This is a genomic window from Stenotrophomonas sp. YJH_SMC_79 (genome assembly GCF_059367995.1).
Window position 1 is genome coordinate 556,317 of sequence record NZ_JCAFRK010000003.1, and the last position, 25,790, is coordinate 582,106.

Genomic DNA, 25,790 nt, shown 5'->3' on the forward strand with positions numbered 1-25,790 from the left:
CTTTGACACCCAACAACATAGGGGAAAATCATGGTCGATAGCGAAGTTTCCATTACCGTAAAGAAGTCTGCTGCCAAGTCCAGTAAGCCGAAAGGTGCTCCGCCGAAGAAAGAGCGACCTATCAAAAGTGATCAGGCGACAATGTATACATTGGATGCCGCAGTGAAGAAATTGCGTGACAAGGCTCCGAATGCTCCCAATGACGGGAAGAGAAGGGCTTGATCAAGTCAATCCATTCGTGATTATTGGACTGTGCGTTCGCAATGCGCTCGCATTGATTTCGGATGCGAGCGCATTGCCTTTACCCCTGCCTTCCCGTCGCTAGCTCTGGAACAAATCGATCTACTGACCGATAGGCACAATGGCGCTGTCAGAATTCATCAGGATCGTAGGGCGCGAGATTTGGCGCTGCTCCGGCTAGGCCGAGCGCTTCATTAAGCGCGTCCATAGTCGTCCAGATCCCGCCGCTTCCGTCGTACAGGAAGCGGATGCCGCATCCGTCGGCCCATCGGATCACAGTGGCAAGCCTAGGCCTCTTGCCTGGCTGGCAGAGTTCCTGCAGGTCGTGGAACTGAAGAATTCCTCTAATCAACTTGTCTCCCAGGGACTGTGGCTCTGCGTCCAGTGCTCCAGCGGGCTTCCTTGGATCATTTCTACACGGCTTGATCTTGGTCAGGGGGTATTGCTAGTGCGAATGATTCGCATCTGGTAGTATTTAACGCGAAATTAACGTCGCCGCAGCTGCCGCCTAGGGCGCACTTCCTACCGTAGGCCCTCCAATGACCAAGATCATCCTTACCTCCCGAGTGCCCATGCGCACCCTGTTGTCCACGTCCGTTGCCCTGATGCTGGCGTTGCCGCTGGTTGGGCACGCTGAAGGCTCATCACCGCAGACACCCGGTGGCAGTGCCACCACGCTGGATGCAGTGCGGGTGAACGCTTATCGAACGACCACCCACACCTCCGGCGCGACCAAGACCGATACCCCGGTGGCCGAAATGGCCAAATCGGTTTCGGTCATTGCCCGCGAGGAGCTCGACGCCCGCGGTGTGCAGAACCTCAACGAGGCAATGCGCTACGTGGCCGGCGTTGTCCTGGAAAGCGGCGGCATCGACAACCGCGTTGACGACTTCCGCATCCGTGGCTTCGATGCCGGCAGCTGGAGCAACAACGTCACCATCGACGGCATGCGTGCGCCGCAGGGTGGCCAGTGGAACCGGACCATGGTGGACAGCTGGAACCTGGAGCGCGTAGAGGTGCTGAAGGGACCGTCGGCCGTGATGTATGGCCAGGTGGCTCCGGGCGGCATGGTCAACCAGGTCAGCAAGACCCCGACACCCGACCAGCAGCAGGTGCTGCAGTTGGGTCTGGATGGAAACGGTCAGTACAGCAGCGCGTTCGACCTGGGCATTGCATCGGACGACAAGCGCCATCTGGGTCGCCTGGTGGGCCTGTATCGCGACGGTGACACCCAAATCAAGCACACCCAGCAGCAGCACTGGTTCCTCGCCCCCAGCTACACCTTCCAGGTGGCCGAACGCACGCGACTGACAGTGCTGGGCCTCTATCAGCGCGACGACGGTGGCTCGACCTACCAGTTCCTGCCGATGGACGGCACGCTCAAGGCCACCCCCTATGGGCGCATGAAGAACACGACCTTCATTGGCGAACCGAACTGGAACACCTACGACCGCACGATCTGGACGGCCGGCTGGCTGTTCGAGCATGCCTTCAATGAGAACTGGACTCTGAGCCAGGGCGCCCGCCGCACCAACGTGGAATCGACCTTCCGCACCGTGGTCACCAATGGCGGCCTGAACCCGGACGGACGCACCCAGAAGCGGCGCGCGACCTGGGGCGAGGGCGACTCCCAAGGCGACACGGTCGACACCCGCATTACCGGCAAGTTCCAGACCGGCTCGGCCGAACACACGCTGCTGGTGGGTGTGGACTGGCAGAAGGCGGATTGGGATGCGGCGCGCGGTGCGATGCGTGATCCTGCGCCGATCGACATCTTCAATCCCGTTTACACCGGCTATGTGCCGGTGACCAACAGCATCAGTTACTCCGGTGGCGTGAACCGCCAGACCGGCGCCTACCTGCAGGACCAGATCGCGCTGGACAAGTGGCGCTTCACCGTGGGTGGCCGTTACGACTGGACCAAGGACGATACCTGGACGCAGTCGTACACCGTCGCCACGGATCGCTACGGCGCACGCACGCCCAGCCGCATCAAGAACGAAGCCTTCAGCGGCAACGCGGGCATCCTGTTCGTGGCTGACAACGGCCTGACCCCGTATCTGAGCTACGCCGAGTCGTTCCAGCCGGCAGGCAGCACGGCTACCCAGTCCTTTGACCGGACGCCATTCGACCCGATCACCGGCAAGCAGTGGGAAGTGGGCGTGAAGTATCAGCCGTCCGGATTCGATGGCCTGATCACGCTTTCGGCCTACGATCTGCGCCAGCAGAACATCCTGACCAACGATCCGGATCCCAGCCACAACACCTGTGGCACCACCGGATCCAGCCAGTGCCAGGTACAGGATGGCGAAGGTCGCGTGCGCGGCGTGGAACTGGAAGGCCGCATCACCCCGCTGGATGGCTTCAGCGTGATCGGCGCCGCATCGTGGATGGACTCGGAAGTCACCAAGAGCAACAACGGCTACCGGGGCAAGCAGCTGGCGATGGTCCCCGACTGGACCGCTGCGCTGTGGGGTGACTACACCTTCCAGGGCGGGGCGCTCGCAGGCCTGAGCCTTGCTGCAGGCGTCCGCTACAACGGCGAAAGCTATGGCGACAGCGCCAACGTCTACCTGATTCCGTCCTACACGATGTGGGATGCGGCCATCCGTTACGACGTGGGCGCGATCGGAAGCGTCGGCACGCAGTTCGCGCTCAATGTCAGCAACCTGACCGACAAGCGTTTCGTGACCACGTGCAGCGGCGTGTCGTCGTGCTTCTTCGGCACGGGACGCACCGTCACGGCCACCGCCCGGTTCACCTGGTAACCCTTCCGCCCCGTGGCCGGCCAGCCAGGTCACGGGGCTTTTGCATGAGACTTCCACAATGTCAGTCGTGATGGCGGTGCTGGCTTCAGCCACGGGTGTGGTTGGGGCATGGCTGTTCTATCTGACGTCACCGAAACAGCAGTGGCGGCGCGCCGGACCTTGGCCTGTCCATGGGAGATGGATTCCCGGCAGCACCTTGTCGCTGGTCTCGCTGGTGTTGTTCCTGTCCTTGATGGGCAGTGGTGCCGCGTTCTTCACCTGGCTGACGATCCTGATGCTGGTCTGGTCAGCCGCGCCCTTCCTGGGTGTCTGGCGCGCACGACAGCGCGGAGGTGCCCATGGCCAGCCCTGACAAGCTGCAGAGTCGGCACTGGTTCGGGAAGACCTGCGCGGGTGTACTGCTGGGCTTCGGGCTCTCCCTGGCCTTGTCAGGCCTGTTTGCCTGGTTCGGCCCCGGCGGCATTGATGGCGGCGGTGGCAAAGCCCAGTTCAACATGTGGCTGGTTGCGCTGCTGTGGGCTCCGATCCTGTCATTTGTTTTCCTTTTTCGTAGCAGCGCAAGCGCCTGGCTGTGGCTCGGTGCTGCCAACGTGGTCGCCTTTGGCGCGCTCTGGCTGGCGCGCAGCCATCTGGGCTGACTGGACCTCACATGAAGATCCGCAACGACATCATCAAGGTCTACAAGGACGTGCACATCTGGGTCGGCATCTTTGCTGGCCTGATGCTGTTCGTTGCCTTCTATGCCGGCTCGATCACCATGTTCGAGAAGCCGCTGGAGCGATGGGCAACACCACCCTCTGCGCTGTCTGCGCCGGTCCCGATGGAGCGCGCACCAGACCTGTTGGCGGCGGTGCTCAAGGCGCATCCCGACGCGGCGAATAACTACAGCGTGATGGTGCAGACGTCGCCTGAAGCGCCTGCCCGCGTGATCTGGCGAGTACGTGGCGACAAGCCACGGCAGTTTACTGAGTTTGGCGCAAGCTTTGACGAGAAGGGCCACCTCCAGGTGGAGCAGCTGCGAAAGGCACCGGTGGCGCAGCTTGTCGACACCTTGCATCAGTTCGTTGGCCTGCCGTTCCCCGATGCGATTTCGCGCCCCATCATGGGCATTATTGCGCTGATGTATGCCGTGGCATTGATCTCCGGCGTCATCGTGTTGCTGCCAACGCTGGTGAAAGACTTCTTTGCCGTAAGAGTAGGCAAGAACATCAAGCGCATGTGGCTGGATGTGCACAACGCGCTGGGCATTGTCAGCCTGCCGTTCCACCTGATCATGGCCGTGACCTGCGTGGTATTCGCGTTCCACGATCAGATCTACGACATCCAGGACAAGGTGGTTTATCCCAACGGCATCCAATGGGGCGAAGAGCACGATGCCGGGCCCGCTCCGGGCGCCCAGCCTCTGTCTGCTCCTGTACTGCTGAAAAAGGTAGAGGAACAGCTGCCGGGCTTTGAGGTCTACAGTCTAGGCTTCCAGCAGAAGGGCAGTGTGATCGAGGGGCGTGTCACCGGTCTGGATATCCGTTACGGGACCCGTGCGCGCACCTACATGAGTACCCATCTCGATCCCTACACTGGCGTGGTGGACACACATGACCTGCCAGGACACATGGGCGGCTGGGATACGGCGGTCAATGCCTTCTTCATGCTTCATTTCGGCAGCTTTGGCGGGAACCCCGTGCGCTGGATGTACCTGCTCCTTGGGCTTGGCGGTGCGATCGTGTTCTACACCGGCAACCTGCTGTGGATCGAATCACGACGCAAGAAGCAGCGCGATGCCAACCTGCCGGAGCAGAAGCGATCCACCCGAGTGCTGGGATCGCTGACCATCGGTGTGTCCCTGGGCTGTGTCATCGGCATCTCGGCAACACTGGCAGCTACCAAGTGGCTGCCTGGGCTGGTTGCCAATGTCCCGGCATGGCATGAAGGCATCTACTATGCGGCGTTCCTGCTGGCAGTGGCCTGGGCATTCCTGCGTGGGGCCGCGCGCTCCGCTTATGAGCTGCTGTACGTTGGCGCCGTAGTGACGGCACTGATCCCGGTCGGCAGCCTTGCGGCTTTGGCCGGCGTGCCCGGCACCTGGAACCATTCAAGTGCTGGGGTGGCCGTGGATGCGACCGCAATTGTCGCTGCTACCATTTTCTGGCGACTGGCGAGGCAATCCAGGATGCGCGCAAAGGTCGGCCACAAGGACAGTGTCTGGGCCATCGAAGAGAATTCTCCCTAAGGCAGGGCACGATCAAGAAGCCGAGTATTAGATCGGCCTTCGGAACTACCTCCGAGGAGGGCAGGGCCGTTCTGCGGCCGCTTCTATCTGCTCAGTGACGAACTTGAGGCCTTGGCGTAGACCATCGAGGTAGTCGTTGGCCGCTTCTCCACGCTCGTCGGCATGGGTCTCCACGACCATCGGAATCAATTGCGCCCATGCAGCGCGCAAGGCCGAGGGATTGGAGGCACTGGCGACAACCGCTCGCATGGCGCATTCCAATGCCTTGGTTCGGCCATCGGACTTTGCAATCCGGCGCTCGCACTCCCGTACACGCAGCTCTAGCACCAGGAACGCGTCTTCCCCTCGCTTGAACATCGCTCCACTCCCCGTGGCGGGGCCGACAGGCCCCTATCACGATTGTCGCGCCAGGCGATGGGAAATGTGAACCACGTCTCGTTCAGCTTCGGGGATGACGGATATCTGATGGGCAGCCAATCAGGCGGGCGTTGCTAATTGCTTGGCGCTTTCCGCAGGCGCGGCAGGACAACACGGTTCCTCCTCTGACATGCTCCATCTCTTCCTCGTTCCACACGCCGGCTGACCCGCAGGCAGTGCAGGTGGCTTCAATCTGCAGGGCACGGGCCAAGCCGCCCTCTGAGCCAAGTCTGTAGGTGAGGTCGGTGATCTTGAATATGCCGGTGTGACTCATTGGAGCATCGAAGTGGGTCTATTGCGGAAAGATACGGCAAAGGAGATATCGGGAACGTGGGCGCGATGTTGAGGCTCGGTAACACCGCCGCCTACTCACTGCCCTGTGAGCTGAATTCCTCAAGCCTGGCACGACTGACCGACTGGTGGTTCCCGCAGCCAGGGCAGTCGAGAGCTGCAGCACCATCGAGGTCAATCAGTCCATGCCCGGGGGTGGCTCTGAACTGCCGTGAGCATTTCAAGCAGGAGCAATCAATGCGGGTTACCTGAAGCAAGGTGCCATCTGCACGGGTCACTCCTTCGACGCTTGTTACATAGAACTGTCCGATGTCGCGCATGAAGATGAACGAAGTCCTGAACGTGGGGCGCCCATAATGCGGCTTGCTCGCGCGTTGGGTTCGTTGATGGGAGCAGCAGATTCTGAAGAGTTAAGAATGCACATCCCGGCGCCTACTTGTGCCGAGTGGTAGAGTGTGAATAGGTGCCGATGTGGCCCTCTTTCGAGGCAAAGACCATGCCCATTCGGGCCGTTGTATACGCAAGCGAAGCAGTTGAAGGTCTTTCGATTGATCAGCTGGAAGCGCTCGTAGCCGATGCTGCGAGGTTCAACAAAGTTGCAGGCGTGACGGGAGTTCTGCTGTACGACGGAGCTAGATTCGTGCAGTACTTTGAAGGCCCGGAAGATGGGGTCGCCAGCGTCTATGAGCGCGTGCTGCAATCGACGAGCCACACGGGCGTCGTAGAACTGGCGAGAGGCCGCGTATCTACGAGGCAGCTCCCCTATTGGTCAATGCATCGGCTTCCCGCCGATCAGCTGCTCGTGGGCAAGCTGGCAAGGGCCGATTGGTCGCGCTTCAAGAAGAGTGAGCCTGAGGAAATTGCTGGATCGGTGTGGGGAATTGATGTGCTGGCCGCAGCTGTAGCCCCCTACGTGCAAGCCGCATAGATTCGACTCAGATCCGATCACGACGATGCCCTTTCGGGGCGTCAGCAGCGATGGGTGTGAACACCATCAACCGCTCGGTTGCACTGAGTGGGGAGGCTCGTGCGTGTAACAGTCGTCTTTCGTCTTGCTGCGCCATTTCCTCGGCGCGGGTACATAGTGGAACAGGTGCCATTCACGGATCAGTGAATGGCTCGTCACCATTGTGTGATTTGGCGAGAAGAGCGGCGGCTTCAGCCGGGACAGGCATACCGTAGAGCCATCCTTGGCCTACAGCAGAAGGCGCGATCTTCTGCAGCAATGCGTCTTGCTGAGGGGTCTCAATACCTTCCACGATCACCTCCAAACCAAGTTGGCGAGCGATCTGGTACATGCCGGGCAAGACCGGACGCAACGGCGACTCCTCGGTAATGGCCGATACGAACATGCGGTCAATCTTGATGCCGATGAAAGGGGATTGGGCGAGATGCGAGAAGTTGGAGCTACCTGTGCCGAAGTCATCAATGAGGAATCGGAATCCCAATGCTGCCAATGCTGCCATGTGTGCGGTTACGCCATGGCAGACCAGTTCCTCACGTTCGGTGATCTCGATCCTGACCTGATCCGGTAGAACACCGGCCTGCTGCGTGACGCTTACGACGAAACGAACAGTATCCTCCAAGGCCATGTCAACGGGCTCAGCGTTTATGCTCAGGTATGGTGCGTTCGTGCCTGCGAGGGCCGGTGCCATCTCCCTTAGCGCCTTCGACAGCACGTACCGGAACAGGTCCGAGCTCAGGCCAAGTTGACGTGCCATGGGTACGAAGATGCCAGGAGATATTTCTCCTTCGCCAGGCGGGGTCCAGCGACTCAGCACTTCAAACCCGACAAGGCGCCTATCCGCCACGGTGTAAAGAGGCTGATACACCAACTCAATCTCGCTTCTGCGCATGGCAAGGCTGAAGCGTTGCTGGAGCGTCTGCCTTGCAGTCCTGTTTCGACGTATGAGGAGGTACGACAGGGCAACGCCAAGCGCGGCTCCTATGCCGATGATGGCGTAGAGCAGAATTGGGGCAAGGTCCCAGACTCCCCGGCGGGGTCGTGATACGAATGCACAGACGTTGGCCTTGGAGCTACAACGGCTAAGGCTTATACGGGCTGACGCATCTTCAACAGCATTACTGCTGGGCAACAGTCTCCGGAATACATAGGAGCGATCTCGCGTTTCGACTGTGAACGTGCTGGTCCTCGCGGGGTCCAGGCCTTCAAAGGATGACGGCGACGATACAGTGAACGTACCGCCCTGCGCGATCAGGTTGGTGCCTCCGTAAGGTGAGCCGACGAGATCGGAGGTATTCCACAGCTTTGTATCCCCCGATGAATAGTGTGGCGCGGGAAGTTTGAACGGAACGATCCTTCCCCAGAGCGCACTGCACCGCAGATGACCATTCTGGATTCGGCCTACGTCACTCATGTAGATCGAGTTGAACGCGATCTCCTTGAGCGTTCGAACGTCTTCATCGGAGCACGCTATGACTGATGATTTCAGCGCTTCATCTGAAGCGACTCGTCGCGCCCGTGAGACGGTCTCTGCTCGAGCTACCACCGCTTCGGCGATGGTCTCAGTGGACTCACTATCCTCAACATAGAGGACGGCTTGAGCAACGATCAGCATCACCAACACGGACAGCGCTGCGGAACCCAGAATCGTCAACAGAAATCGAGTGCGGTTGCCATAGACGGTCAATCAGTTCCCCCTGAAACAGATTTGCACCTAACTCAGATTCAGAGTCGCATTGCTTCTCGCCTTTTTATCGGCACTTGGTCACACAACTGGAGTGATCGGCTCCGCTTGCTGGATGGTTCAATATGAATGACTTATCTGCGCAATAGTCATCTGGACCGGTCATCGCCTTCGCAGCTATCTTCAATTTGTTTCGTCAGCAGAGACAGGGCTTGCTGAAATGCCAAGGTGAAGCTCACTCCCTGTGTCCCCAGATGTGTCTCGGTGATGCTCGGGAGCAGGACGTTCCACAGGCCCAGCAGTTGAGGTGGACTTGGGTGCGAGATGATCAAGGCGCGTAGGCCATATTCGAAGGCCTTCAGATAGCCTCGGTGGGCCTCCAGATCCATTTCGCAGGCTTGCAGTCGATCGAGGATCTCGACGGTTGTATGGGTCATGATTGCCAGGTCTAGACGGATGGGGTGGGCGACAGCCATAGTCTGCGCGGGCCTAGGGACTTGTCCAATGAGCATCCTCAACGTTCTGCTCACTCGTGACCACCTCGTCGTTGCGGTGGATACCTTGGCCGAGGATGCCCTAACCGGGGCCCATTCCGCCGGGGCAAAGCTCTTGCTTATCCCTCAGCACAACTTGGTGCTGGCAACGCGTGGTTCTACCCAGTTTTTCCTGCGCATCTACGAGCTGACCCTGCAGGCCAGTTTCCGTGCGGACTTTACGATGGAGCAGCTTTCCGCCGAGCTGGGGTTGGTGGTGGACCAACTATGGCCGAACTACGAGAGAGCAGCAGCAGAGGCCGGCCTGCCACTTGAGCAGCTCGGAACCGAGCTGGTGTTGGGTGGTTGGTCGCCGAAGAACGGGCGAATGATTGCCACGGCGTATGCCAAGAACGACAGTCAGAGCCCGACCCGGGTCCAACCGATCGGCGGCCAGCTAGCGTCGCCAGGCGAACCGCTAAAGGCAGTGACGCCGGGCATGGCCCAGCCCGATCTCATGGCTCATGGGCGACTGCAGGCCAGCTACCTCAATGAGCAGATGGGCCGGCAGGTTGCAGGAGGACGACTGCTGGCCGGGTTCCTGCAGAAGGGGCAGGCGGTGGTGAAGGATCTTGGGTTGATCTGAACCAGAGTGGTGCTGACCAGCTAAGCCGCACATGGCTGGAGGCTAGCCCTGCCGGCCGTGCCCAGGGCGTGTAGAGCCAAATTGTGACGTCGATCCGGTCTTCTCGACGCGCTTCTTACGGAGTCGGCTCTACGCTCGGTCTCCCCGAGGAGCCCGGAGAGTGCCATGCCCAACAGGGCGGTCGCTTTCGTAAGTGTGGTCGCACCCCACCTCGATGCGGAGCATTTGGCCGCGATCATGGCGGACGCGGCTCGATTCAACAGAAGCGCGGGTGTCAGCGGTGTAACCCTGTACGACGGCAGGCGATTTCTGGCGTACATGGAAGGGCCGCCGGATGGTCTGGATGTTGCGTTCTCCAGAGCTGCAGGCGCCTCAAGCCATGCCGAGTTGATGGAACTGGCCAGGGGGAGGGTAGGGCAGCGCAGGCTACCGTATTGGCCGATGCGCGTCTTGCCGGTGTCACCCGACGAACTGCTGCAATTGGTCCGGGCGGACTGGACCTCGTTCGTGCAGCGAACGGTCGGGGAGTATCCGCCGGTGACGGCAATGGAAATGCTGGTGACGTTGGTTCAGCCCTTTGCAGAGGCGGCCTAAGCAACATCACACCCCGCAATCTATGCGAATTGACGATTTCGTCAAATCGACGATGCAGGGCTTTACAATTCCTTCGCAGAGCGATTCGGGCAGGTGGCCGCTTGCTGCTCGGGCGCACGAAAGGCACAGATTGCCGTTCAGTGATGAGTGTTAAATACTCTTTTGAAAACGACGCGATCCTTGTACTTCTCTTTGATGAGCTTCGCTAGGCCAAACACGACGATAGCGAACGCTACTGCGCCGACGTAGACGTTGAAGGTAACAGCTAGATAGAGTCCAGAGATTATGGCGGCCAGCATCGCAGCCTGGCGAGCTTCCTTGGGGGCGCCATAGTGGACCTCCGCTCGGCAGCCTTGACAGACCCTAATCCCGAGCTGTGATTCTCTGAAGCAGTATGGACAGCTGAGTACGAGTTCCATGCCTTCTCCTTGCGTTGACTGTGATTCTTTGTCAAGGGAGGATGGTTTGGTATCGGATTATTCCCGACACTTGGTCGGGGTTTTCCCTTGGTCACTGGAGCATCATTTGACGGTGGCTGTTGGGCTGGCATGCCAATTCATCTGGATCCGTGCCCGCAGGCAGCTCGACCCTTGTGGCGCCTGCGCCGCGCCGGCACTATTCCGAACAGTTCAGTCAGGTCGCGATCCCGTTCGCAGGATCTGCGACCGCCGGCCGTATCCTTCCGATCATGTTTCCTTCGCACGGCTACCAAGGCTTCCGCACCGCCCCGATCCCCTCTGGCTGGGTCCAGTTGGGCGACACATGGGTGCTGTGGTGGAACGGCAGGCAGATCGTTCGGAAGATGTGGGATACCAAGGACGTGCGGGCCGCCAGCATCGCCCAGGGCAAGCGCTACGCCGAGCGCTGGTGCGCGGCCAGGCTCTACCCCGAGATGCGCCTGCGCGCGGCCGTGGCCCGATTGCTGGATACCACGCAGGTCGTCCCGCGCGGTCCATTGCTGGGCCTGCAGCCGACTCGCGAACAACAGCAGGCCCGGCGCTTGGCTGAAGCCGGGGCCTTAGAGATGGCGCGGATCAAGGAAGCGCTCGATCCGCGCAGAGTTCCAGCCGAGATCAAGCCCAGAGTAAAAGGCCCGACAAAGGCATGGATGAAGGCGAAGAGTGTTCAGAGCCGGGACTAGACTCGGATTTGGCCGTATGCGCTTGTGACAGGTGGAGGCTATGGCTGGGAAGCAAGCGAGAATATTGAACCTGCAGGCGGACCTCCAGAACATTGAGGTAGTGATGGCCAGGACGAGCTTGAGTCGCGCGACCATCTACCGCCGGATGGCGCTGGGATCCTTCCCTGCCCCGCGCAAGATCGGTGCTAGGTCGGTTTGGGTGAAGGCAGACATTGACAGGTTCTGTGCGGAGGTCGCGACACCCGAGTCTGGTGCATGAGGGCCAGGGAACCTGCCGCCAGGGCCAGTCCGGACCTCTGTTATTGAGCTATTCGCCTAGGTCGCGGCTTCTTGGCCGCTTTGGTTCTGTTCGTCGCCAGCAGTCTTTCGAGTCGCTCATCAGCATCAGATAGGAGCGAGCCTGTGGGAGAGGTTTTCGGGAAGACTGTTGTGGGTGGGGGCATATACCGAGATCGCTGCCACCAAGCCTCTAGATCGGCAGCATGGATACGATCAGACTTCGCGCTTTGCCCCAGACGCATCGCAGTGAGCTGTCCATCGTTGATCGCCCTGCGAAGGGTTCGAGGGTGGCAGGCACAAAGCTCCGCAGCCTGAGCGAGCGTCATTAGCTTGTCAGCCGAAACCATCACCCCTTTCCCCTTCGCTGGTCGTAGCGCCTCAGTCGAGCAAGGGCCTCCTCCATCTGGGGGGAGGTCGGAATCAGAGAGGCGCCCGGTGTCCCTCGGGATTTCCAGTTGCCGGAGTTCTCGATTGCTTTGTACAACTCGTTCTTCTCATAGAGTTGCTTGCCCATGAAGTTTCTGGGCACAAGGCCGAGATCAGGGGCGTTCCTTCGAAACTGACGGGACGACACGCCGCAGTAATGGGCTGCCTCGTCAACGGTGAGCCAGTCTTTTCCACGGATGTCGAAACGAAGGGCCGCCAATTGCTGGCGCAGGGCTTTGATCTCGTCCTGCAGGGAGATATCGGGTTCAGAGGTGTCCATCTGGATCTGATCCTGCGTGCCTACCTGCACCCTGCCACAGCACGAGCCCGGTCGGAACCCCGGAGATCAGTCAACATGATTTCAAACCTATAACACGATAGGGAGAGGCCACGGCCTCTCCTCTATGCCGGCGCAACGCCGGTTCTCTACTGACTAGGAGCCTATCGTGTTCATCGAACGATCCAATTCCCCTCTCGAGTACTTGGCCGCATTCGCGGTCGTCTTCATGGCAGGCGTGCTTAGCGCCCGTTTGCCGCGCTGACCAGTGTGCCCGGGACGCCTGCTCCTCAAGGCGTCCCACCGAAGCCCAATCGTTCCCATGGAACCAACTTTCCCAGTAGGCAGAACCAACTCGGACGCGCGCGGCAAGAGTCGAGGTTCGTAGCCATTGGATAGTTAACGTACCTAGGTAGCTTAAGTAATCGACAGTTCCTGAAATCGTTCATACCTTGGGTGTCCCTTCCGCAACGAGGTGACAACCCCATGGACTCTGCTCAGAACATCCGCTTCATTCGCCGGCAGGAGGTGGAGCGCCGGACCGGTAAAGGTCGTTCTACGATCTATGCGTCGCTGCAGCGCTCCAACAAGCGCTTTGATCCCAGCTTCCCGCGTCCCGTTCGCCTCGGCCCGGGTTCGGTCGCCTGGGTCGAAAGTGAGATCGAAGACTGGATCAAGCTCCGCATTGCTGAGCGCGGTGCGAGCCCCGTCTAGTCACCAACTCGACAAGACTCAGCCGCCGTCCTACCCCAGGAAACCTTGGGGTAGCCCGCGCACTGTCCCCATCAATTAAAGGGTGAGAAGGGCAGCGGTAGTTCCGGAACTTATATCTTTGCCATTGGACGCAAGTCTCCAATGCATGAATGGAGTCGGTCCGCTCCTACCTCTCTCCCTGTCTAGGCGGCCATTGGGCCCCTACGGATAGGTATGTACAAGAAGGAAGAGAACATCGTCAGCCAATGGGCTGACCGGATGATTGAGCACGAGGGTAGTGCCTGGATCGTCCGTCCCTCAAAAGACTACCCAGCACAGATCGTGCGGGTTGATCGAGTGATGCGCGCACTTGTGAAGTCAAAGGCTGCAATGTTCTGGAGCCGCCGTGTTGCTGGATTGACACGGACGGCCGTACACCCGGTCGCGCAGGCTCTCCGCCAGTGCGTCAATATGGACTATGGAGGCATAAAGAGTCATTTCTCGAAGCAGAAGCTGAGCCCCTACTTTGAGCTGCTGGCGGAAGAATTTCTTAGCTACCGAGCGGATGCTATCGAGGGCGTGAGTCCGGACGTGGCAGAGGCAAACGCATGGGTCGAACGCATCCGAGCGATCGCGCGGAGCAGCGAATTCACTCAATTGGTGGCCACGCAGGAGCGCAGTGCCCGGAAGAATGCCAAGGCAGCCTTGGACTACCTGCAGGCCCTGTATCGGCAACACTCTCGTCTCTGCGTCGTTCGTTTGGACGTAGGCTACAGCGCAGCCCATCGCGAACTGCTGCCAGGTCGTAACGTGGATCCCGTGCGTATCAAGCGCGACTTGGCCACTTGCTTGCGCAAGCTGCGCCGAAGCTACCCAGCCTTGGTCGGGTACGTCTGGAAGTTGGAGTTCGGCCCGAGCAAGTCCTACCACGTTCACCTGATGGCATTCCTCAATGGGCATCTGGTTCGCCAGGATGTGCGGATTGCGCAGGCGATTGGTGAGTTCTGGCAGGACGAAGTGACGCATTCCGATGGGAGCTATTGGAACTGCAATGCCCGAAAGGAGTTCTACGAACGAACCGGTTCCCTGGGCATAGGGATGGTTGAGTACGATGATGAGGCCAAGCGGCGGCGGCTTGAGTACAGCCTGCTCTACCTGACCAAGGCGGATTACTACGTCCGCCTAAGCGAGCCTGGCTTGGGCCGGACCTTTGGCAAGGGACAGGCTGGGGGCGACTCGCTCAAAAAGCTCGGGAGGCCCAGGATGTAGTGGATATGAGGGGGAGGGGGGATGTCCCCCTCCCTTTCTGCTCTTAACGAACCTTGCGACGGGCTCGAGTGTTGAGGCTTCCCTCTACTACTCGCGCGAACTGGGGATGGACCGCCGGGTCATGGTTGGTCCAACGCTGCAGTAGCTGGCGCGGGTTGGTGCTTCTAGCCTGATGATCCTTCCCGAACTTCTGCATGGCCGGCAGGATCTCCGCCCACAGATCTTGCTTTGTGGCACGGGAGTTGTTGGGCATCGCCTTCAGCATCTCCACTACCATGTTCCTCAATGGCACGATTCGACTGCCAGTGATCCGCCCGCCCAGAGCAGTCAGCTCAAGCTGGGTCGCGTGCGAGCTGCAGGTCCCGAGGTAGTAGTTACACCTCACAAGCGCGGCCCAAGCGCGGCCAGCATCGTGAGCATCGTGAGCGATCTGGGCCTCGAGAAGGAACAGCATCGCCGCTTCAATCAGCTCGTGAACCTCAGGCACCACATTCATGGATCTCAGCAGTTGGATCTCGTTGTCCAACTTCGTCGCAAGGTGTCGATCCTCCTCAACCCGGTCGAGCAGACCGTTCCAGACTTCTGCGTAGGTGCCTACCCGATTCAGTGGCAGCACCCGAAGACTGAACTCAACCTCCATGTCAAAGCCAGCCCTCCTGATACAGTCATACAGCCAAGGACGCTCTCTGTCAGTTGCGAACGTTCCTGCCGAGCTCCAGGGCGGAGGCGCTTCCGGGTCAAAATCTGGCAAGTCCACAAATGATCCTAGGTGAGTAGGCGCTATCTGGAGGGGGATCCGAGGAGGCGGCCTGTAGGCGGACCGGGGAGCATACCAGTTGCTTTAGTGAGTCGTTTTGTGAGTCTAAAGTAGATAAAAGTAGATTGAATATTAATCAAATCAATCACTTGTGCTTTCTTTGTGGTTGCTGGTGGGACCATATTGACGTTCAATGGCATTCCTGAAGCCATCGGGTGCTTGATTCATGGCCGCATCCAGCGGTATTCAGCGGCGTCCACTTGCATCCACAGGAAAGTGAGTCAGGCTGTGTGCCGGCGGGCGAGAGGCCCCGGACGACTCACAGCAATCTCACCTTTGCCTGGACAGGCAAGGGTGAGCCATCCGGTGCGAAGGGCGCGATCCCAAGGGTGTAGCGCGGCGCTATCGTGCTCGCTCCCGCTGCGGCGGGATGTACGTGCTCTAGCCGAAGGAGACTATCCGAATGACGCCTCTGGTGCAGACTCCATCGCCAAACAGAATCGATGCGGATTGGTGAAAGATCACTCCGGCGTCTTCATGGTTAACAAATGAAATTGCGCAGCTTACGGTCTGTCCTGGCGATATCTTCTTTACGATTCTGTCGTTGATAACAAAGGTGTACCAAGTCGGTTTTCGGTCCAGCGATAGCGCCATGGGCCGAGCAGTTGAAGCCTCCATGGCGACCACGGGGCGTCCTCGGGAGTCCACTAGATCAAGGTGGAGTTCTGCGCGAAATGGGGGGAGGTTGGGGTAGGGGATAGTCATCTTCAGCAACTTGTTTGTTTGATATGAGATCCAGTGCAGATCACCTTGTTCACCTGCGAGCTGGGAATTGCAATGCTCTCCATAGCTTTGCCCGTGTCATTGAATTCGGTGCGTTCGGCCGACTTGACGAGGCTGGCGGGTGCACGCCCTTCGACGACGGTATGAGTGGAGCCAAACCCCCTCGTGTAGGCTTTGGCGAGCGCTTCCGCGTCTGGCCTGTTGTTGACGAATCGCTTGACGCTATCCCCATTCGGCGCTGCAGCAAAATGCCCCAACTTGTTCAAACTAGCGAGTTCTGCTGCGTCGACTGCCCGATACAAGGCTACTGATCCGGCAGAGAGAGATGCGCCACCTAGAGCATCGCCCATTCCAATATCCGCAACAGCAGACCCAATTGAGCTCGCGGTGCTTGGATTGGCTAGTGCCCAAGAGCCAGCGAATCCAGCTGCGGGAAGTGCAAGCACGCCTGCTAAAGAGTATCCGATGGCAGGCCCCATCCAATCGCTGGAGTTGCGAGGCGGGGGCAGAACGGCTCCACCATTGGTGATGTTGTTGACTACTCGAAACGCAGCACCGCTCTCACGTCCATCAGGGTCTATGAATCGATAGGGGTTGCTATTCGCGTACCTGTATCGGTTGAACTGGCCCACTGGACTACCATACGCAGAGACTGGGTCGCTTGAGAGGAATACTCCCAGCTGCGGATCCATGTACCGCTGTTGCATGTAGCTCAGGCCAGTTACCGAATCGCTGACGTGCCCGGTGTAGCCCGGCCCATCCGTGACTTGCTCCCCCACCACCGCCCCATAGGGTTCGTAGTCATAGCGTTTGACCACGGTGCCATTGGCATCGGTCTCGGCCACAACCGAGCCTAAGGCATCGGTGTGGATGTAGGTAACCGTTTGGGCAATGGCTGGCCCGACAACAAGCATGGATGCGACCAGTACCAGTTTGCGGATTACCACGGCAAATGATCTATCGCACATCCTAGCGCTTCTCCCAGACTGCAATCGCCCAATCCGAACAAGTGGATTCGTTGCAAGCTCTGACATAAATGTCTCCCAGGAAGAATCCATCCCACACTTTCTCCAGCACCAGTCCAACGCTGTAGACATTGTTCCACTCCGGGATGTTCTCCCAAGCGGGTTCATACTCCCTTATCTCATAGTACTTTGCACCAACCGACGGAAGCCAGGAGGCCTCAGATCCTGAATTCCAGTCCAGATTTACCGTACGTATTCTTACATTAGTCGGAACAGGTGGCGGAGGCAGCCGCACATCATGGGTAATTGTTTCGCTCCACGGCCCGCACCCACCTTCGCTGCAACCCGCGACACGGTACTGATAACGATTGGGTAGACGCCTGCCAAACGAATGAGAGGCCGTTGCACCGTCGCTGATCACCGACCAGCTGCTACCTTGAACCTGCTCCTGCAGGCGATAGAACGTTGCATCCGGCACTTCATTCCAGCTCAAAAGGTAGCTCCCCGTCGATACGGCAGGCCCAGACATCGTTGGAGCAACACTTGGAACAGGAATAGGGAGATGCCGCACGAATGTGGAGACGCTCCAAGCACCGCACCCCTTCGCATCACAAGCACGAATCTGGTACTGCCTCGCGCCCTTGGGGACACCCGTGAGCGCATAGGACAGAACACTCCCCGTATACAGGGTGCTCCAACTCAGCCCACCATTGGCCGTCATACGAAGTTCATAGCGTGAGGCCTGTCCAACGGCACTCCATGACAGGGTGTAGCTGCCGGTTTCCACGGTCGCCGGTCCCGAGAGGCGCGGCACGGCAAGACCGGTGCTCTTCTCGATCTGGGCTATCAAGTGAGTTCCCAGGCTGATGTACTCGATCTCCTTCATCGTGCGCTTGTTGTCCTGCCTGCGCAGTACTCCGTCATTGCCGTAGAACGACAGAATGTCGCCCTCCTGGTTGCTGTAGCTGCCCACACGACGACCGAGCGCGTCATAGGCGTAGGTCTCCCGCCCGGCCGCATCGCGCAGACGGTTGCCCAGATCAAACCGGAATGCCTCACCATTCTTCTTGGTCAGATTTCCCTGAACGTCGTAGTCCAGGCCAACGATCGCACTGCCATCATCGCGGTTCACGTTGGTCATCCGATTACGGGCGTCATACCAGTAGTTGTGCTGCTTCACGCCACCCAGTTTGGCACTGCGCAGGTTGTCCAGCACGTCGTAGGTATATCGGTAGATCGTGTCGCCGCCAAAGGATGCTGACGTCGCCTGTGTCAGGCGATCCAGCGCGTCATACTGCATCTGCTTTGACCTGGCCGGAGTAATCGCATCGGTAATGCTGGCTACGTTGCCGTTCCTGTCGTAGACAATGCTGCTATCGAGGACGCCAGCATCCACTGCCCTTGCCGGCAGGCCCCGGCCATTCTGGGCCATGCTGTGTGCAATGCCGTTGCCGTAATTGAATGCCCGCAGAGCACCATTCGGGTAGTAGCCGACGCCCGTGGCATAGGATCCGATGCGAGTGGGCTGTCCCAATGCGTTGGGGGCCAGCGCGAGTTGCAAGCCGCTGGGATACTGCAGACTGGCAAGTGCTCCATTGGCGTCGTATCCATATCCCATGGACCAGCTGACGCCGCCTGGCTGCTGCATCGTCTCCCCGATGATCAGACCCCGCTTGCTGTAGGCATAGGTGTTGGTGACCGCCTTGCCAGACGGATTGTTGGTGATCACCTGGGTGGGCAACCCTGAGCTGTTGTACTGCCACGCCTGATCGCCGCTGGCATCAGCAAAAGCCAATTGCTTCAGACGGTTCCTGGCATCGTACGTCCGATCCACCCGGCGCCCTGATGCCTGTGCCGCAGAAGTGTCGCAGCTATCGACCGTTCCCTGCGTAAGCCCCGCCGCCGACCAAGCGAGATTTCCGGCAGCATCGTAGCCCATGGCCATCGCTCCGGTTTCCGGTTCGATGCTTTTGCACAGCTCCTGCTGCGGGTTGTACACATAGGATCGCGTGAGGGCGACACCGCCACTGGCGTCGCGCCGCTTGATTGAGGTGATCTTGCCGAACACATCACGGCCAATGTCCGTGAACGCGCCGCCCGGATGTTCGATGGCAACCGGCATATCGTAGGCCGGAGTGTCATACACCCGGTGCAGGGTCGTACTCGATTGCCCACGGGCATCAGTTGTCCTCACACGCATTCCGGGAAGATAGCTGGTGACTGTCGTCAGCAGGCCCAACTCACTGTCAGACGAACTGGAGGTGGCACGACCCAGTGCGTCAAACTCTGACCACTGTCCCGCGCTCGGGTTGCTGGCCGAATCCGGGTACGATTGGAACGTCGTACGGCCGGCATGATCGTAAGTAAATCGCTGGTAGCGCTGGGTCGCTGCTGGATTGCTTGCATCCTGCTCACGGGTTAAAGCTGGCCGCCACATCGCGTCGAACCAGGTCACCTTGTTCCGATTGCCAGTATTGGTCGTCAGCCGCCAATGGCCTGCACCCAACCCATATTCCACGGCATCCACGCGTTCGAAAATCTGCGTCGTCGGGTTCCAGGCCACCGTGTCGCCTTGAGCAAATGCCTTGCGGGTCTGCCGGCCCATCGCGTCATAGTCAAAGCTTGTCTGGTAACCCAGCTCATTGGTCACCGAGCGGATCCAGCCATTGTCGTCCACGCTGGCCGACATCGATGAACCATCCGCAAAGCCTATCGATTGCGGGATGCCCCTCTTCCAGTTGTTGAGTGTCGTGCTGTTGCCGCGACCATCGGCAAAGCTGGCGACGTTGCCGTCTGCATGGTAGCTCAACGTCTGCAGCAGCTTGCCGAAGTGCCGCTGCTCTGCCGGCATTGCCTTGGCGTTGTAGGAGGTCTGTAGTTCGATCAGACCAGTGTTGTTGTTGGTCTGACTGGAAACCTGACCGAGGAGCCACGCATTGGTATCGTTATAGTAACCAGTGGTATCGGTACGACTGGCACCTTGCGAGCTGCTGCGGGTCACACTTACTGGGCGGCCATAGCTGTCAAAGGAGTTGGCCTGCCAGGTCATCGCCACACCATCCCGCGTGACCTGACGTCGCTGCAGCGGCCTAAGCAGTGCCGAGCTGCCGTCGTTACCTCCCCACGTCCAGCCATAGCGATCCGGGAAGGGCATCGAAGGCATCTGTGCATCTGAAACATACGTCAGGTCTTCAGACTCGAGTACCGTTCCTGCGGCGTTGCCCACACGCCGACCGAGAAGCTTCCCTTCATTGAACCGGAAGACAATTCCGTAGATCTCTTCGATCCAGCTTCCGTCAGGCTGCGTGATTCTCACCGCCTTGGATTGGGTGCAGGTGCTGCAGTAGGAGCCGTTCCCCGCCCAATAATCCTGGTAATCCCCCTTGTCCGTATATGTCCAGCGCATGGGAGCAATGCCCGGACCCTCAATGGTCTTCTCCACCAGGCCAAAATTATCAAAGTAATTGGCAACGGCGAGATACTGAATCATCTGGCCATCACGCGCCTCGTTGATGCAGTAACTCGCAGGAACTCCTGCCCGATAGCCTCGCCCGTTCCGGAAGGAGAATGTGCCGATCGCGCCAGATGGATGCTTCATCTGAAGTGTATAGATCTTATCCCGGAGAGGCGGACTTCCACATCCCTGAGAGGGGTCTTCCGGCCAGTTCTCATAGACGATACGCATGTCGGAGAGATGGTTGATCTCCCACCAGGCGGCGTCCGGCTGGGTAACCCGCTGCAGCGAGTTGCCTGCATACCCGTAAGTCCAAGTTCTGCCATTTGCCGAGGCGCTTTGCAGGCGATTCCCTGCATAGTTCAACGTGATCGAACGCCCATCACTGGACGTGATGCTGGTCGGATGGCCGTTCCCGTTGTAACTGATGCTGACGCTGTTGCCGAAACGATCCTCGATACGACTGGCCAGCAGATAGATCTCCAAGCGTGCCTGGGCAGCGTTGGCGCCGATAGATCCCATCAGCCCCACAACGCGCTCGGTGCCAACGTTGAAGGTGTACTTGATGCCCGATGTGGTCTGCAGGATGAAGCCTTCTCCCTCCAACCCGGCAATCATCGGTGTGCAGCTGACGGTATCCATTGCACTGGTAGTCCAACTCCAGTTCTCGCTCTGACGACTGGCTGGCCTGAGGCCTGCAGGCGGATCACCCATCAGCGATCGCGCCCCCTCCCCGGGAAGGTTGACCGTATAGCCAGACCAGATGTCTTCAATCCGGAATGGTGGCGGCGTATAGGGAATGAAGTTGGCGCTGCAGCGAGGAACTTTCCGAGAACCTCGATAGGTCCACCCATACTGGGAATCGAACACGCCGGAGATGAAGGGAACATCGATGTTCCAGTCACCCGCGCCACCATAGATCAACGGCGACAAACCGTACTCGGGAATGGGCCTAACATTCAATCGGCGTTCAAGACGGACCGGTAGTGCGTTGTTACCTGCCAGGTCGATATCGGTCTGCCTGAAGTATCCGCTCTGGTCATATACATTGACCGCGTCGCCGAACAGCTCTGATGTCAGTGCAGCAACCTGCTCTGCCGAGCGGAGCTTCTTGTCATATTCCTGATAGGGCTGCTGCACGGCCTGTTGTGCTTGCGCGGCGGAGATGATCCCCGCCGCGAGCGCAATCGTTGCGACTGCGCGCCAGCATGAGTTGATCGCAACTTCCGTGGTATCGATTCGCATCCCTGCCCCCTGGTTGTTATGTGAGACTCTTCCACGGCGAGCCGGGAACCGTCAATTTTGAAGTTGTTTCATCCCAGACACATTTGACAGATCGCTGCACCTGGTCAGTGCCGTGCAAGGATCACCTCACAACACAGCTCAGTTCCTGGCTGGCTACCTCGCTTAGGCTGCTCCGGGAATGAGCAGCCTGCCACTCTGGACCCTTCATGATCGAAGCAAGCAGAAGGACCTGAGCAGAAGCATCGAAGATTGAGCAACTCTGCCATGTGCGTTCTGCGCATTCGCCCACAGCTAACGGGCCCGGGAGGAGAACACCCCCAGTCCCTGTTGGTGAATCGCGATCAGCAGACGGCCACCGCCCCCCTCCGACCCATCTTCTCTTTGAGGTAGCTGGCTTGGAGCCGTCCGTGCAGCACGCTGGGTGCCACGACCTTGAGTGGGTATCCATGGGCGAAGGCCCCGATCGCGACTCTTCGCAATCGGGGCAGATGGTTCAGCGGATCCCTGTATGCAAGCGCCAGCCGGGGTTGTAGCGGGTTGCGGAAGCCGGTGAGAACAGCAGGCCATCCGTTGCCTGCCCGTACCGGATTTCCACGTCATCATTTGCCGACTGTATGAGCACGTCGGTGCGCCCATCACCATCGAAGTCGTTGGTCAGCAAGTGATGCCCGGGGCTCCAGCTGGAGACGCTCTGCGCGGAGAACCGAAGACCATCACTGGCTTGGCCGTAGCGGATCTCCGAGTGTCCGTTCACTGCGTAGATCAGAACGTCGTCTCTGCCGTCGCCATTGAAATCACCCGTCAACAGCGTGTGCCCGGTGGACCATAGATCGGCCGTGCTCGGTGCAAAGCGCAAACCGCCGTTCATCTGCCCATAGCGGATCTCAGTGGCTCCGTCGGCGGCATAGATCAGCACATCGCTGTATCCATCGCCGTTGAAATCCGCAATCTTCAATGTATGGCCAGCCCGCCATTGATCATGCTGACCGGGTTCTGCGCGCAGTCCGTCGGTGGCCCGTCCGTAGAAGAGGTCGACCTCACCGTTGGGTCCATACAGCAACAGGTCATCAAGGCCGTCGCCATTGAAGTCGCCAACATGCGGGCGGCTGCCCAGGGCGACCTGCCGTTGCGATTGTGGGGCGAAGCGCAACCCGCGATCACTGCCTCCGTAGCGGATCTCGAAAGCGCCGCTGTCCTGCAGGATGAGTACGTCGCTCCGTCCATCACCGTTGAAATCTCCTGCCATCAGTTGACTGCCCACATTCCATGCAGTGCGTGATGGAAGATGTTCGGTGAATCGAGCGTCAGGACGTCCATAGTGGAGCCGTACGCTACCGTCGCCGCCGTGCACCAGCAGATCGGAGAAACCATCGGCGTCGAAGTCGCCACTGACCAGTTTGGCCGAGGTTGCCCATGGCGCCGAGGGAGCATCCGTCAGGGAATGGGTCACCAGGCCCGCATGGGGGGCCAGCTGTCCGGTCGCCACCGAAGCGCTGCCAGAGGATGGGTTGTATAGGATGACGTCGCCGCCACCATCACCGTTGTAGTCCACCGAGCGCACCGCGGCGCAACTGCCATTGGCGCGGCGGAGACTTCCTGCATGATCGCCACGGGCGGGGCATGCGCGAGGAGCGAACTGCTCGACCTTGACCCAATCCACGACGAAATCGGCAGGGAACACGGTGGCCGCATTGATGCGGTTCTCGACGTAGCTGTCGACCGGTGGTGTTCCCATATTGGTATTCACGTTCACCAGCATCGGCAGGCTGGGAATGTTGCGGGTTGCGCGGAAAGCCTCTACGCCATCGACGAAGTAGGCGACGTGCTCGGGCGTCCATTCCGCTGAGAAAACGTGGAATCCGGCAGAATAGTCATCTCCATACCATTCCAGCGCTGTCTCTCCGTAAATGGTCGTGGAACTGGGATTGCCGCAATTGGTTGGGTCCAGGAACCAGTAGTGCTGCGAATTGATCGCCCGTGGATTGGACTTTTTCAGGCCAGTTGCCTCGAAAATGTCGATCTCCGCGCAGCGGGGAGCGTGCGACTGCAACCAGAATGCGGGAATGACGCCGGGCGTATTGGTCATCTTCACGCGGGCGGAGAACCGTCCGTAGGCAAAATAGCGCGGATAGTAGATACCTCCGGTCTGCAGTTTTCCGTTTGTGAGCCGCTCTGCACGAAGAATGACATTGCCTTGCGATACGAACGCGTTGCCAGGCGTGTAGCTGTAGGGCTGGCCTCCATTCTGATGGAGAATGTCCCCTTCCCAGGGAATCCAGTTCGTCAATCCCAGCTCGTCGAAATGTTCTTCCATCACGGTGATCCACTCGTGCTGGGCGGTCTGGGCCTGCGCAGCTGGCACGACCATGATCGCAGTCGATGCGGCGAGCAAAAGCTTCCTTAACATTGCCAATTCCCTGGTGTAGGGCCGCGAGATGCGGCCGCCTTTGAGTTTGCCAGTTTGGCTGCGACTTCTCAGTGACCAAGGTCGGGGATGAGCAATGCCCGCGGATTGAAGTAAATTGAATATCAATCAAATCAATCATTTGATTTCTTGTTGCGGTTGCTCGCGGCCACCAATCGACCTCGCACGACCGACTGCGGATTGTTGCTTCCCTGCGCATTCCGCCGCTCCGGCTATAGTTGATCCGCACACAAGGATCGAACATGCCTGACACCAACGCAGAGGTGGAAGACTTCACCACCGAGATCGAAGACAGCCGGCATCTGTTCGCCTGGTGCCTGGTGCGCTACGGTCAGATTCCCGAAGCGCTGGCAATCGAACACGCACGCCAACGCTATCCCGACCAGTCCCCCGGCCGCGAGTACGAGCACGCACTGCTCTTCCACGACGAGCCCTGGCACTGGGCGATGCTGCATGTGTTGGGCGAAGGGTACTGGCAGCAGAACCCGGAACTGGCGCAGCCGTCGCTGGCGTACGACACCGAGTCGGATGCGTTGTGCCTGGCCCGCGGTGAGGCGGTTCCCTTGCTGGATGAGGATGAGTATCTCGGTGCGCTTGCGCACGCGCGTCACATGCATGCCTGGACGCTGATCCATCAGGCAGGCATTGCCGAAGAGCAGGCGCAGCAGCAGGCGCTCGAACACTACGCCTACTTTCCGCCGCATCACCGCTGGCGCATGCGTGTCCACGATGCGCGCGCTGCATGGGCCGATGTGATGAGCGTACTGCACATCGAGGAGTACTGGTCACTGCCGGGGCTGCAGACACCGCCACAGGCCTATTGGCATGCGTCGCGTGCGTTCATTGCCGCCAATGGAATCCGCCTGCCGGATGGTCCGGGAAGTGCCTGAAGCACTTCCCGGGCCCTTCATGATCAACTTTCCAGGAACGCCAGCAGGTCGGCGTTGATCCGGTCGGCATGCGTGGTCGGAATACCGTGCGGTGCACCTTCGTAGGTGATCAGCGTGCCGTTCTTCACCAGCTTCGCGGAAAGGACGCCGGAGTCGGCATACGGCACCACCTGGTCGTCATCGCCGTGGATCACCAGCACCGGAATGGAAATACCCTTCAGGTCTTCAGTGAAATCGGTCTGCGAGAAGGCAACGATGCCATCGTAGTGCGCCTTGGCCGAGCCCTGCATGCCCTGCCGCCACCAGTTCCAGATCACCGCGTCCGAGGGCTTCGCACCGGGTCGGTTGTAGCCGTAGAAGGGGCCCGCCGGTACGTCGTGGTAGAACTGCGCACGGTTGGCCGCCAGCTGCGCCTGGAAGTCGTCGAAGACCTCCTTGGGCGTGCCCTGTGGGTTGGCTGTGGTCTTGACCATCAATGGCGGCACCGAGCTGATCAACACCGCCTTGGACACGTTCTTCTCGCCATGGCGGGCGATGTAGCGCACCACCTGGCCGCCGCCGGTGGAATGGCCCACATGCATGGCGCCCTGGGTGCCCAGCTTCTCGACCACGGCGGCAACATCGTCGGCATAGTGGTCCATGTCATGCCCGTCCCATACCTGGCTGGAGCGGCCGTGACCGCGGCGATCATGCGCGACCACGCGATAGCCCTTGTTGACGAAGAACAGCATCTGCGCGTCCCAATCGTCGGCGGTGAGCGGCCAGCCATGATGGAAATGGATGACCTTGGCGTCGCGCGGACCCCAGTCCTTGTAGAAGATCTCGACGCCGTCTTTGGTGGTAACCGTAGCCATTTCAAGGTTCCTCGCTGTTGGGTTTGGA

The 25,790-nt window shown here is 59.4% G+C and carries 22 protein-coding genes; 12 read left to right on the plus strand and 10 right to left on the minus strand.

Annotated features, from left to right (window positions below):
* The first annotated feature begins 812 nt into the window (after window positions 1–812).
* The 5 genes from AC5P57_RS13625 to AC5P57_RS13645 all read left to right on the plus strand — a co-directional run bounded on the left by AC5P57_RS13625 (window position 813) and on the right by AC5P57_RS13645 (window position 6,871).
* Window positions 813–3,008, plus strand: a complete 2,196-nt coding sequence (locus tag AC5P57_RS13625; protein WP_495219621.1) for a TonB-dependent siderophore receptor — start codon at window positions 813–815, stop codon at window positions 3,006–3,008.
* Between the two features lie 196 nt (window positions 3,009–3,204).
* Complete coding sequence (locus AC5P57_RS13630; protein ID WP_495219622.1) at window positions 3,205–3,360, plus strand: hypothetical protein; 156 nt, start codon at window positions 3,205–3,207, stop codon at window positions 3,358–3,360.
* Window positions 3,347–3,646, plus strand: coding sequence for a hypothetical protein (locus AC5P57_RS13635; protein WP_495219623.1), 300 nt, complete (start codon window positions 3,347–3,349; stop codon window positions 3,644–3,646). Before AC5P57_RS13630 ends, AC5P57_RS13635 begins: the two co-directional genes overlap by 14 nt.
* An 11-nt stretch (window positions 3,647–3,657) precedes the next feature.
* On the plus strand, window positions 3,658–5,235 hold the full coding sequence (locus AC5P57_RS13640) for a PepSY-associated TM helix domain-containing protein (protein WP_495219624.1): 1,578 nt from the start codon (window positions 3,658–3,660) through the stop codon (window positions 5,233–5,235).
* A gap of 1,204 nt (window positions 5,236–6,439) precedes the next feature.
* Window positions 6,440–6,871, plus strand: a complete 432-nt coding sequence (locus AC5P57_RS13645) for a BLUF domain-containing protein (RefSeq protein ID WP_495219649.1) — start codon at window positions 6,440–6,442, stop codon at window positions 6,869–6,871.
* A 172-nt stretch (window positions 6,872–7,043) separates the two neighbouring features.
* On the opposite strand, the gene AC5P57_RS13650 is transcribed toward AC5P57_RS13645, so the two are convergent.
* Both AC5P57_RS13650 and AC5P57_RS13655 read right to left on the minus strand, forming a co-directional pair.
* Window positions 7,044–8,594: an EAL domain-containing protein gene (locus AC5P57_RS13650; RefSeq protein ID WP_495219625.1), complete on the minus strand. Its 1,551-nt coding sequence runs from the start codon at window positions 8,592–8,594 to the stop codon at window positions 7,044–7,046.
* Window positions 8,595–8,740: 146 nt separating this feature from the next.
* Entirely contained in the window at window positions 8,741–9,028 is a 288-nt protein-coding gene (locus AC5P57_RS13655; RefSeq protein ID WP_495219626.1) for a hypothetical protein, read from the minus strand.
* Window positions 9,029–9,095: 67 nt separating this feature from the next.
* On the opposite strand from AC5P57_RS13655, the gene AC5P57_RS13660 reads away from it, so the two are divergent.
* Entirely contained in the window at window positions 9,096–9,710 is a 615-nt protein-coding gene (locus AC5P57_RS13660; protein ID WP_495219627.1) for a hypothetical protein, read from the plus strand.
* Between the two features lie 165 nt (window positions 9,711–9,875).
* Window positions 9,876–10,304 (plus strand): BLUF domain-containing protein, encoded by a 429-nt coding sequence (locus tag AC5P57_RS13665; protein WP_495219628.1) that lies wholly within the window; start codon window positions 9,876–9,878, stop codon window positions 10,302–10,304.
* Between the two features lie 137 nt (window positions 10,305–10,441).
* Here the strand turns inward: AC5P57_RS13665 and AC5P57_RS13670 are convergent, their stop codons facing one another.
* Window positions 10,442–10,723 (minus strand): hypothetical protein, encoded by a 282-nt coding sequence (locus AC5P57_RS13670; protein ID WP_495219629.1) that lies wholly within the window; start codon window positions 10,721–10,723, stop codon window positions 10,442–10,444.
* Window positions 10,724–10,992: 269 nt separating this feature from the next.
* Here AC5P57_RS13670 and AC5P57_RS13675 point away from each other — a divergent pair, with 269 nt between their 5' ends.
* A complete protein-coding gene (locus AC5P57_RS13675; protein ID WP_495219650.1) occupies window positions 10,993–11,445 on the plus strand; it encodes a hypothetical protein in 453 nt (150 codons plus the stop codon).
* A 103-nt stretch (window positions 11,446–11,548) separates the two neighbouring features.
* Window positions 11,549–11,704: a helix-turn-helix transcriptional regulator gene (locus tag AC5P57_RS13680; protein ID WP_495219651.1), complete on the plus strand. Its 156-nt coding sequence runs from the start codon at window positions 11,549–11,551 to the stop codon at window positions 11,702–11,704.
* Window positions 11,705–11,744: 40 nt separating this feature from the next.
* On the opposite strand, the gene AC5P57_RS13685 is transcribed toward AC5P57_RS13680, so the two are convergent.
* On the minus strand, window positions 11,745–12,071 hold the full coding sequence (locus tag AC5P57_RS13685) for a helix-turn-helix domain-containing protein (protein ID WP_495219630.1): 327 nt from the start codon (window positions 12,069–12,071) through the stop codon (window positions 11,745–11,747).
* Window positions 12,071–12,430, minus strand: a complete 360-nt coding sequence (locus AC5P57_RS13690) for a hypothetical protein (protein WP_495219631.1) — start codon at window positions 12,428–12,430, stop codon at window positions 12,071–12,073. Before AC5P57_RS13690 ends, AC5P57_RS13685 begins: the two co-directional genes overlap by 1 nt.
* A 483-nt stretch (window positions 12,431–12,913) precedes the next feature.
* Between AC5P57_RS13690 and AC5P57_RS13695 the strand changes: the two genes are divergently transcribed.
* Together AC5P57_RS13695 and AC5P57_RS13700 are read left to right on the plus strand one after the other, a co-directional pair.
* Complete coding sequence (locus AC5P57_RS13695; RefSeq protein ID WP_495219632.1) at window positions 12,914–13,141, plus strand: helix-turn-helix transcriptional regulator; 228 nt, start codon at window positions 12,914–12,916, stop codon at window positions 13,139–13,141.
* A 213-nt stretch (window positions 13,142–13,354) separates the two neighbouring features.
* On the plus strand, window positions 13,355–14,389 hold the full coding sequence (locus tag AC5P57_RS13700) for a YagK/YfjJ domain-containing protein (RefSeq protein WP_495219633.1): 1,035 nt from the start codon (window positions 13,355–13,357) through the stop codon (window positions 14,387–14,389).
* 43 nt (window positions 14,390–14,432) lie between these two features.
* Here the strand turns inward: AC5P57_RS13700 and AC5P57_RS13705 are convergent, their stop codons facing one another.
* The 4 genes from AC5P57_RS13705 to AC5P57_RS13720 form a co-directional block, all read right to left on the minus strand.
* On the minus strand, window positions 14,433–15,029 hold the full coding sequence (locus tag AC5P57_RS13705) for a hypothetical protein (protein ID WP_495219634.1): 597 nt from the start codon (window positions 15,027–15,029) through the stop codon (window positions 14,433–14,435).
* 884 nt (window positions 15,030–15,913) lie between these two features.
* On the minus strand, window positions 15,914–16,876 hold the full coding sequence (locus AC5P57_RS13710) for an RHS repeat domain-containing protein (RefSeq protein ID WP_239503825.1): 963 nt from the start codon (window positions 16,874–16,876) through the stop codon (window positions 15,914–15,916).
* Window positions 16,877–16,898: 22 nt separating this feature from the next.
* A complete protein-coding gene (locus AC5P57_RS13715; RefSeq protein ID WP_099603869.1) occupies window positions 16,899–21,593 on the minus strand; it encodes a wall associated protein in 4,695 nt (1,564 codons plus the stop codon).
* A 493-nt stretch (window positions 21,594–22,086) separates the two neighbouring features.
* The gene (locus tag AC5P57_RS13720; RefSeq protein ID WP_099603868.1) at window positions 22,087–24,000 is read right to left on the minus strand and encodes an FG-GAP-like repeat-containing protein; all 1,914 of its coding nucleotides are present in this window, start codon (window positions 23,998–24,000) and stop codon (window positions 22,087–22,089) included.
* A 260-nt stretch (window positions 24,001–24,260) separates the two neighbouring features.
* Between AC5P57_RS13720 and AC5P57_RS13725 the strand changes: the two genes are divergently transcribed.
* A complete protein-coding gene (locus AC5P57_RS13725; protein WP_099554636.1) occupies window positions 24,261–24,908 on the plus strand; it encodes a hypothetical protein in 648 nt (215 codons plus the stop codon).
* A gap of 23 nt (window positions 24,909–24,931) precedes the next feature.
* On the opposite strand, the gene AC5P57_RS13730 is transcribed toward AC5P57_RS13725, so the two are convergent.
* The gene (locus tag AC5P57_RS13730; RefSeq protein WP_099554638.1) at window positions 24,932–25,762 is read right to left on the minus strand and encodes an alpha/beta fold hydrolase; all 831 of its coding nucleotides are present in this window, start codon (window positions 25,760–25,762) and stop codon (window positions 24,932–24,934) included.
* Window positions 25,763–25,790: the final 28 nt, after the last annotated feature.

Coding starts and splice junctions, on each gene's coding strand:
- AC5P57_RS13625 (WP_495219621.1), top strand. CDS start 813: ATGCGCACCCTGTTGTCCACGTCCGTTGCCCTGATGCTGGCGTTGCCG.
- AC5P57_RS13635 (WP_495219623.1), top strand. CDS start 3,347: ATGGCCAGCCCTGACAAGCTGCAGAGTCGGCACTGGTTCGGGAAGACC.
- AC5P57_RS13640 (WP_495219624.1), top strand. CDS start 3,658: ATGAAGATCCGCAACGACATCATCAAGGTCTACAAGGACGTGCACATC.
- AC5P57_RS13645 (WP_495219649.1), top strand. CDS start 6,440: ATGCCCATTCGGGCCGTTGTATACGCAAGCGAAGCAGTTGAAGGTCTT.
- AC5P57_RS13655 (WP_495219626.1), bottom strand. CDS start 9,028: ATGACCCATACAACCGTCGAGATCCTCGATCGACTGCAAGCCTGCGAA.
- AC5P57_RS13660 (WP_495219627.1), top strand. CDS start 9,096: ATGAGCATCCTCAACGTTCTGCTCACTCGTGACCACCTCGTCGTTGCG.
- AC5P57_RS13665 (WP_495219628.1), top strand. CDS start 9,876: ATGCCCAACAGGGCGGTCGCTTTCGTAAGTGTGGTCGCACCCCACCTC.
- AC5P57_RS13670 (WP_495219629.1), bottom strand. CDS start 10,723: ATGGAACTCGTACTCAGCTGTCCATACTGCTTCAGAGAATCACAGCTC.
- AC5P57_RS13675 (WP_495219650.1), top strand. CDS start 10,993: ATGTTTCCTTCGCACGGCTACCAAGGCTTCCGCACCGCCCCGATCCCC.
- AC5P57_RS13680 (WP_495219651.1), top strand. CDS start 11,549: ATGGCCAGGACGAGCTTGAGTCGCGCGACCATCTACCGCCGGATGGCG.
- AC5P57_RS13685 (WP_495219630.1), bottom strand. CDS start 12,071: ATGGTTTCGGCTGACAAGCTAATGACGCTCGCTCAGGCTGCGGAGCTT.
- AC5P57_RS13690 (WP_495219631.1), bottom strand. CDS start 12,430: ATGGACACCTCTGAACCCGATATCTCCCTGCAGGACGAGATCAAAGCC.
- AC5P57_RS13695 (WP_495219632.1), top strand. CDS start 12,914: ATGGACTCTGCTCAGAACATCCGCTTCATTCGCCGGCAGGAGGTGGAG.
- AC5P57_RS13700 (WP_495219633.1), top strand. CDS start 13,355: ATGTACAAGAAGGAAGAGAACATCGTCAGCCAATGGGCTGACCGGATG.
- AC5P57_RS13705 (WP_495219634.1), bottom strand. CDS start 15,029: ATGGAGGTTGAGTTCAGTCTTCGGGTGCTGCCACTGAATCGGGTAGGC.
- AC5P57_RS13715 (WP_099603869.1), bottom strand. CDS start 21,593: ATGCGAATCGATACCACGGAAGTTGCGATCAACTCATGCTGGCGCGCA.
- AC5P57_RS13720 (WP_099603868.1), bottom strand. CDS start 24,000: ATGTTAAGGAAGCTTTTGCTCGCCGCATCGACTGCGATCATGGTCGTG.
- AC5P57_RS13725 (WP_099554636.1), top strand. CDS start 24,261: ATGCCTGACACCAACGCAGAGGTGGAAGACTTCACCACCGAGATCGAA.
- AC5P57_RS13730 (WP_099554638.1), bottom strand. CDS start 25,762: ATGGCTACGGTTACCACCAAAGACGGCGTCGAGATCTTCTACAAGGAC.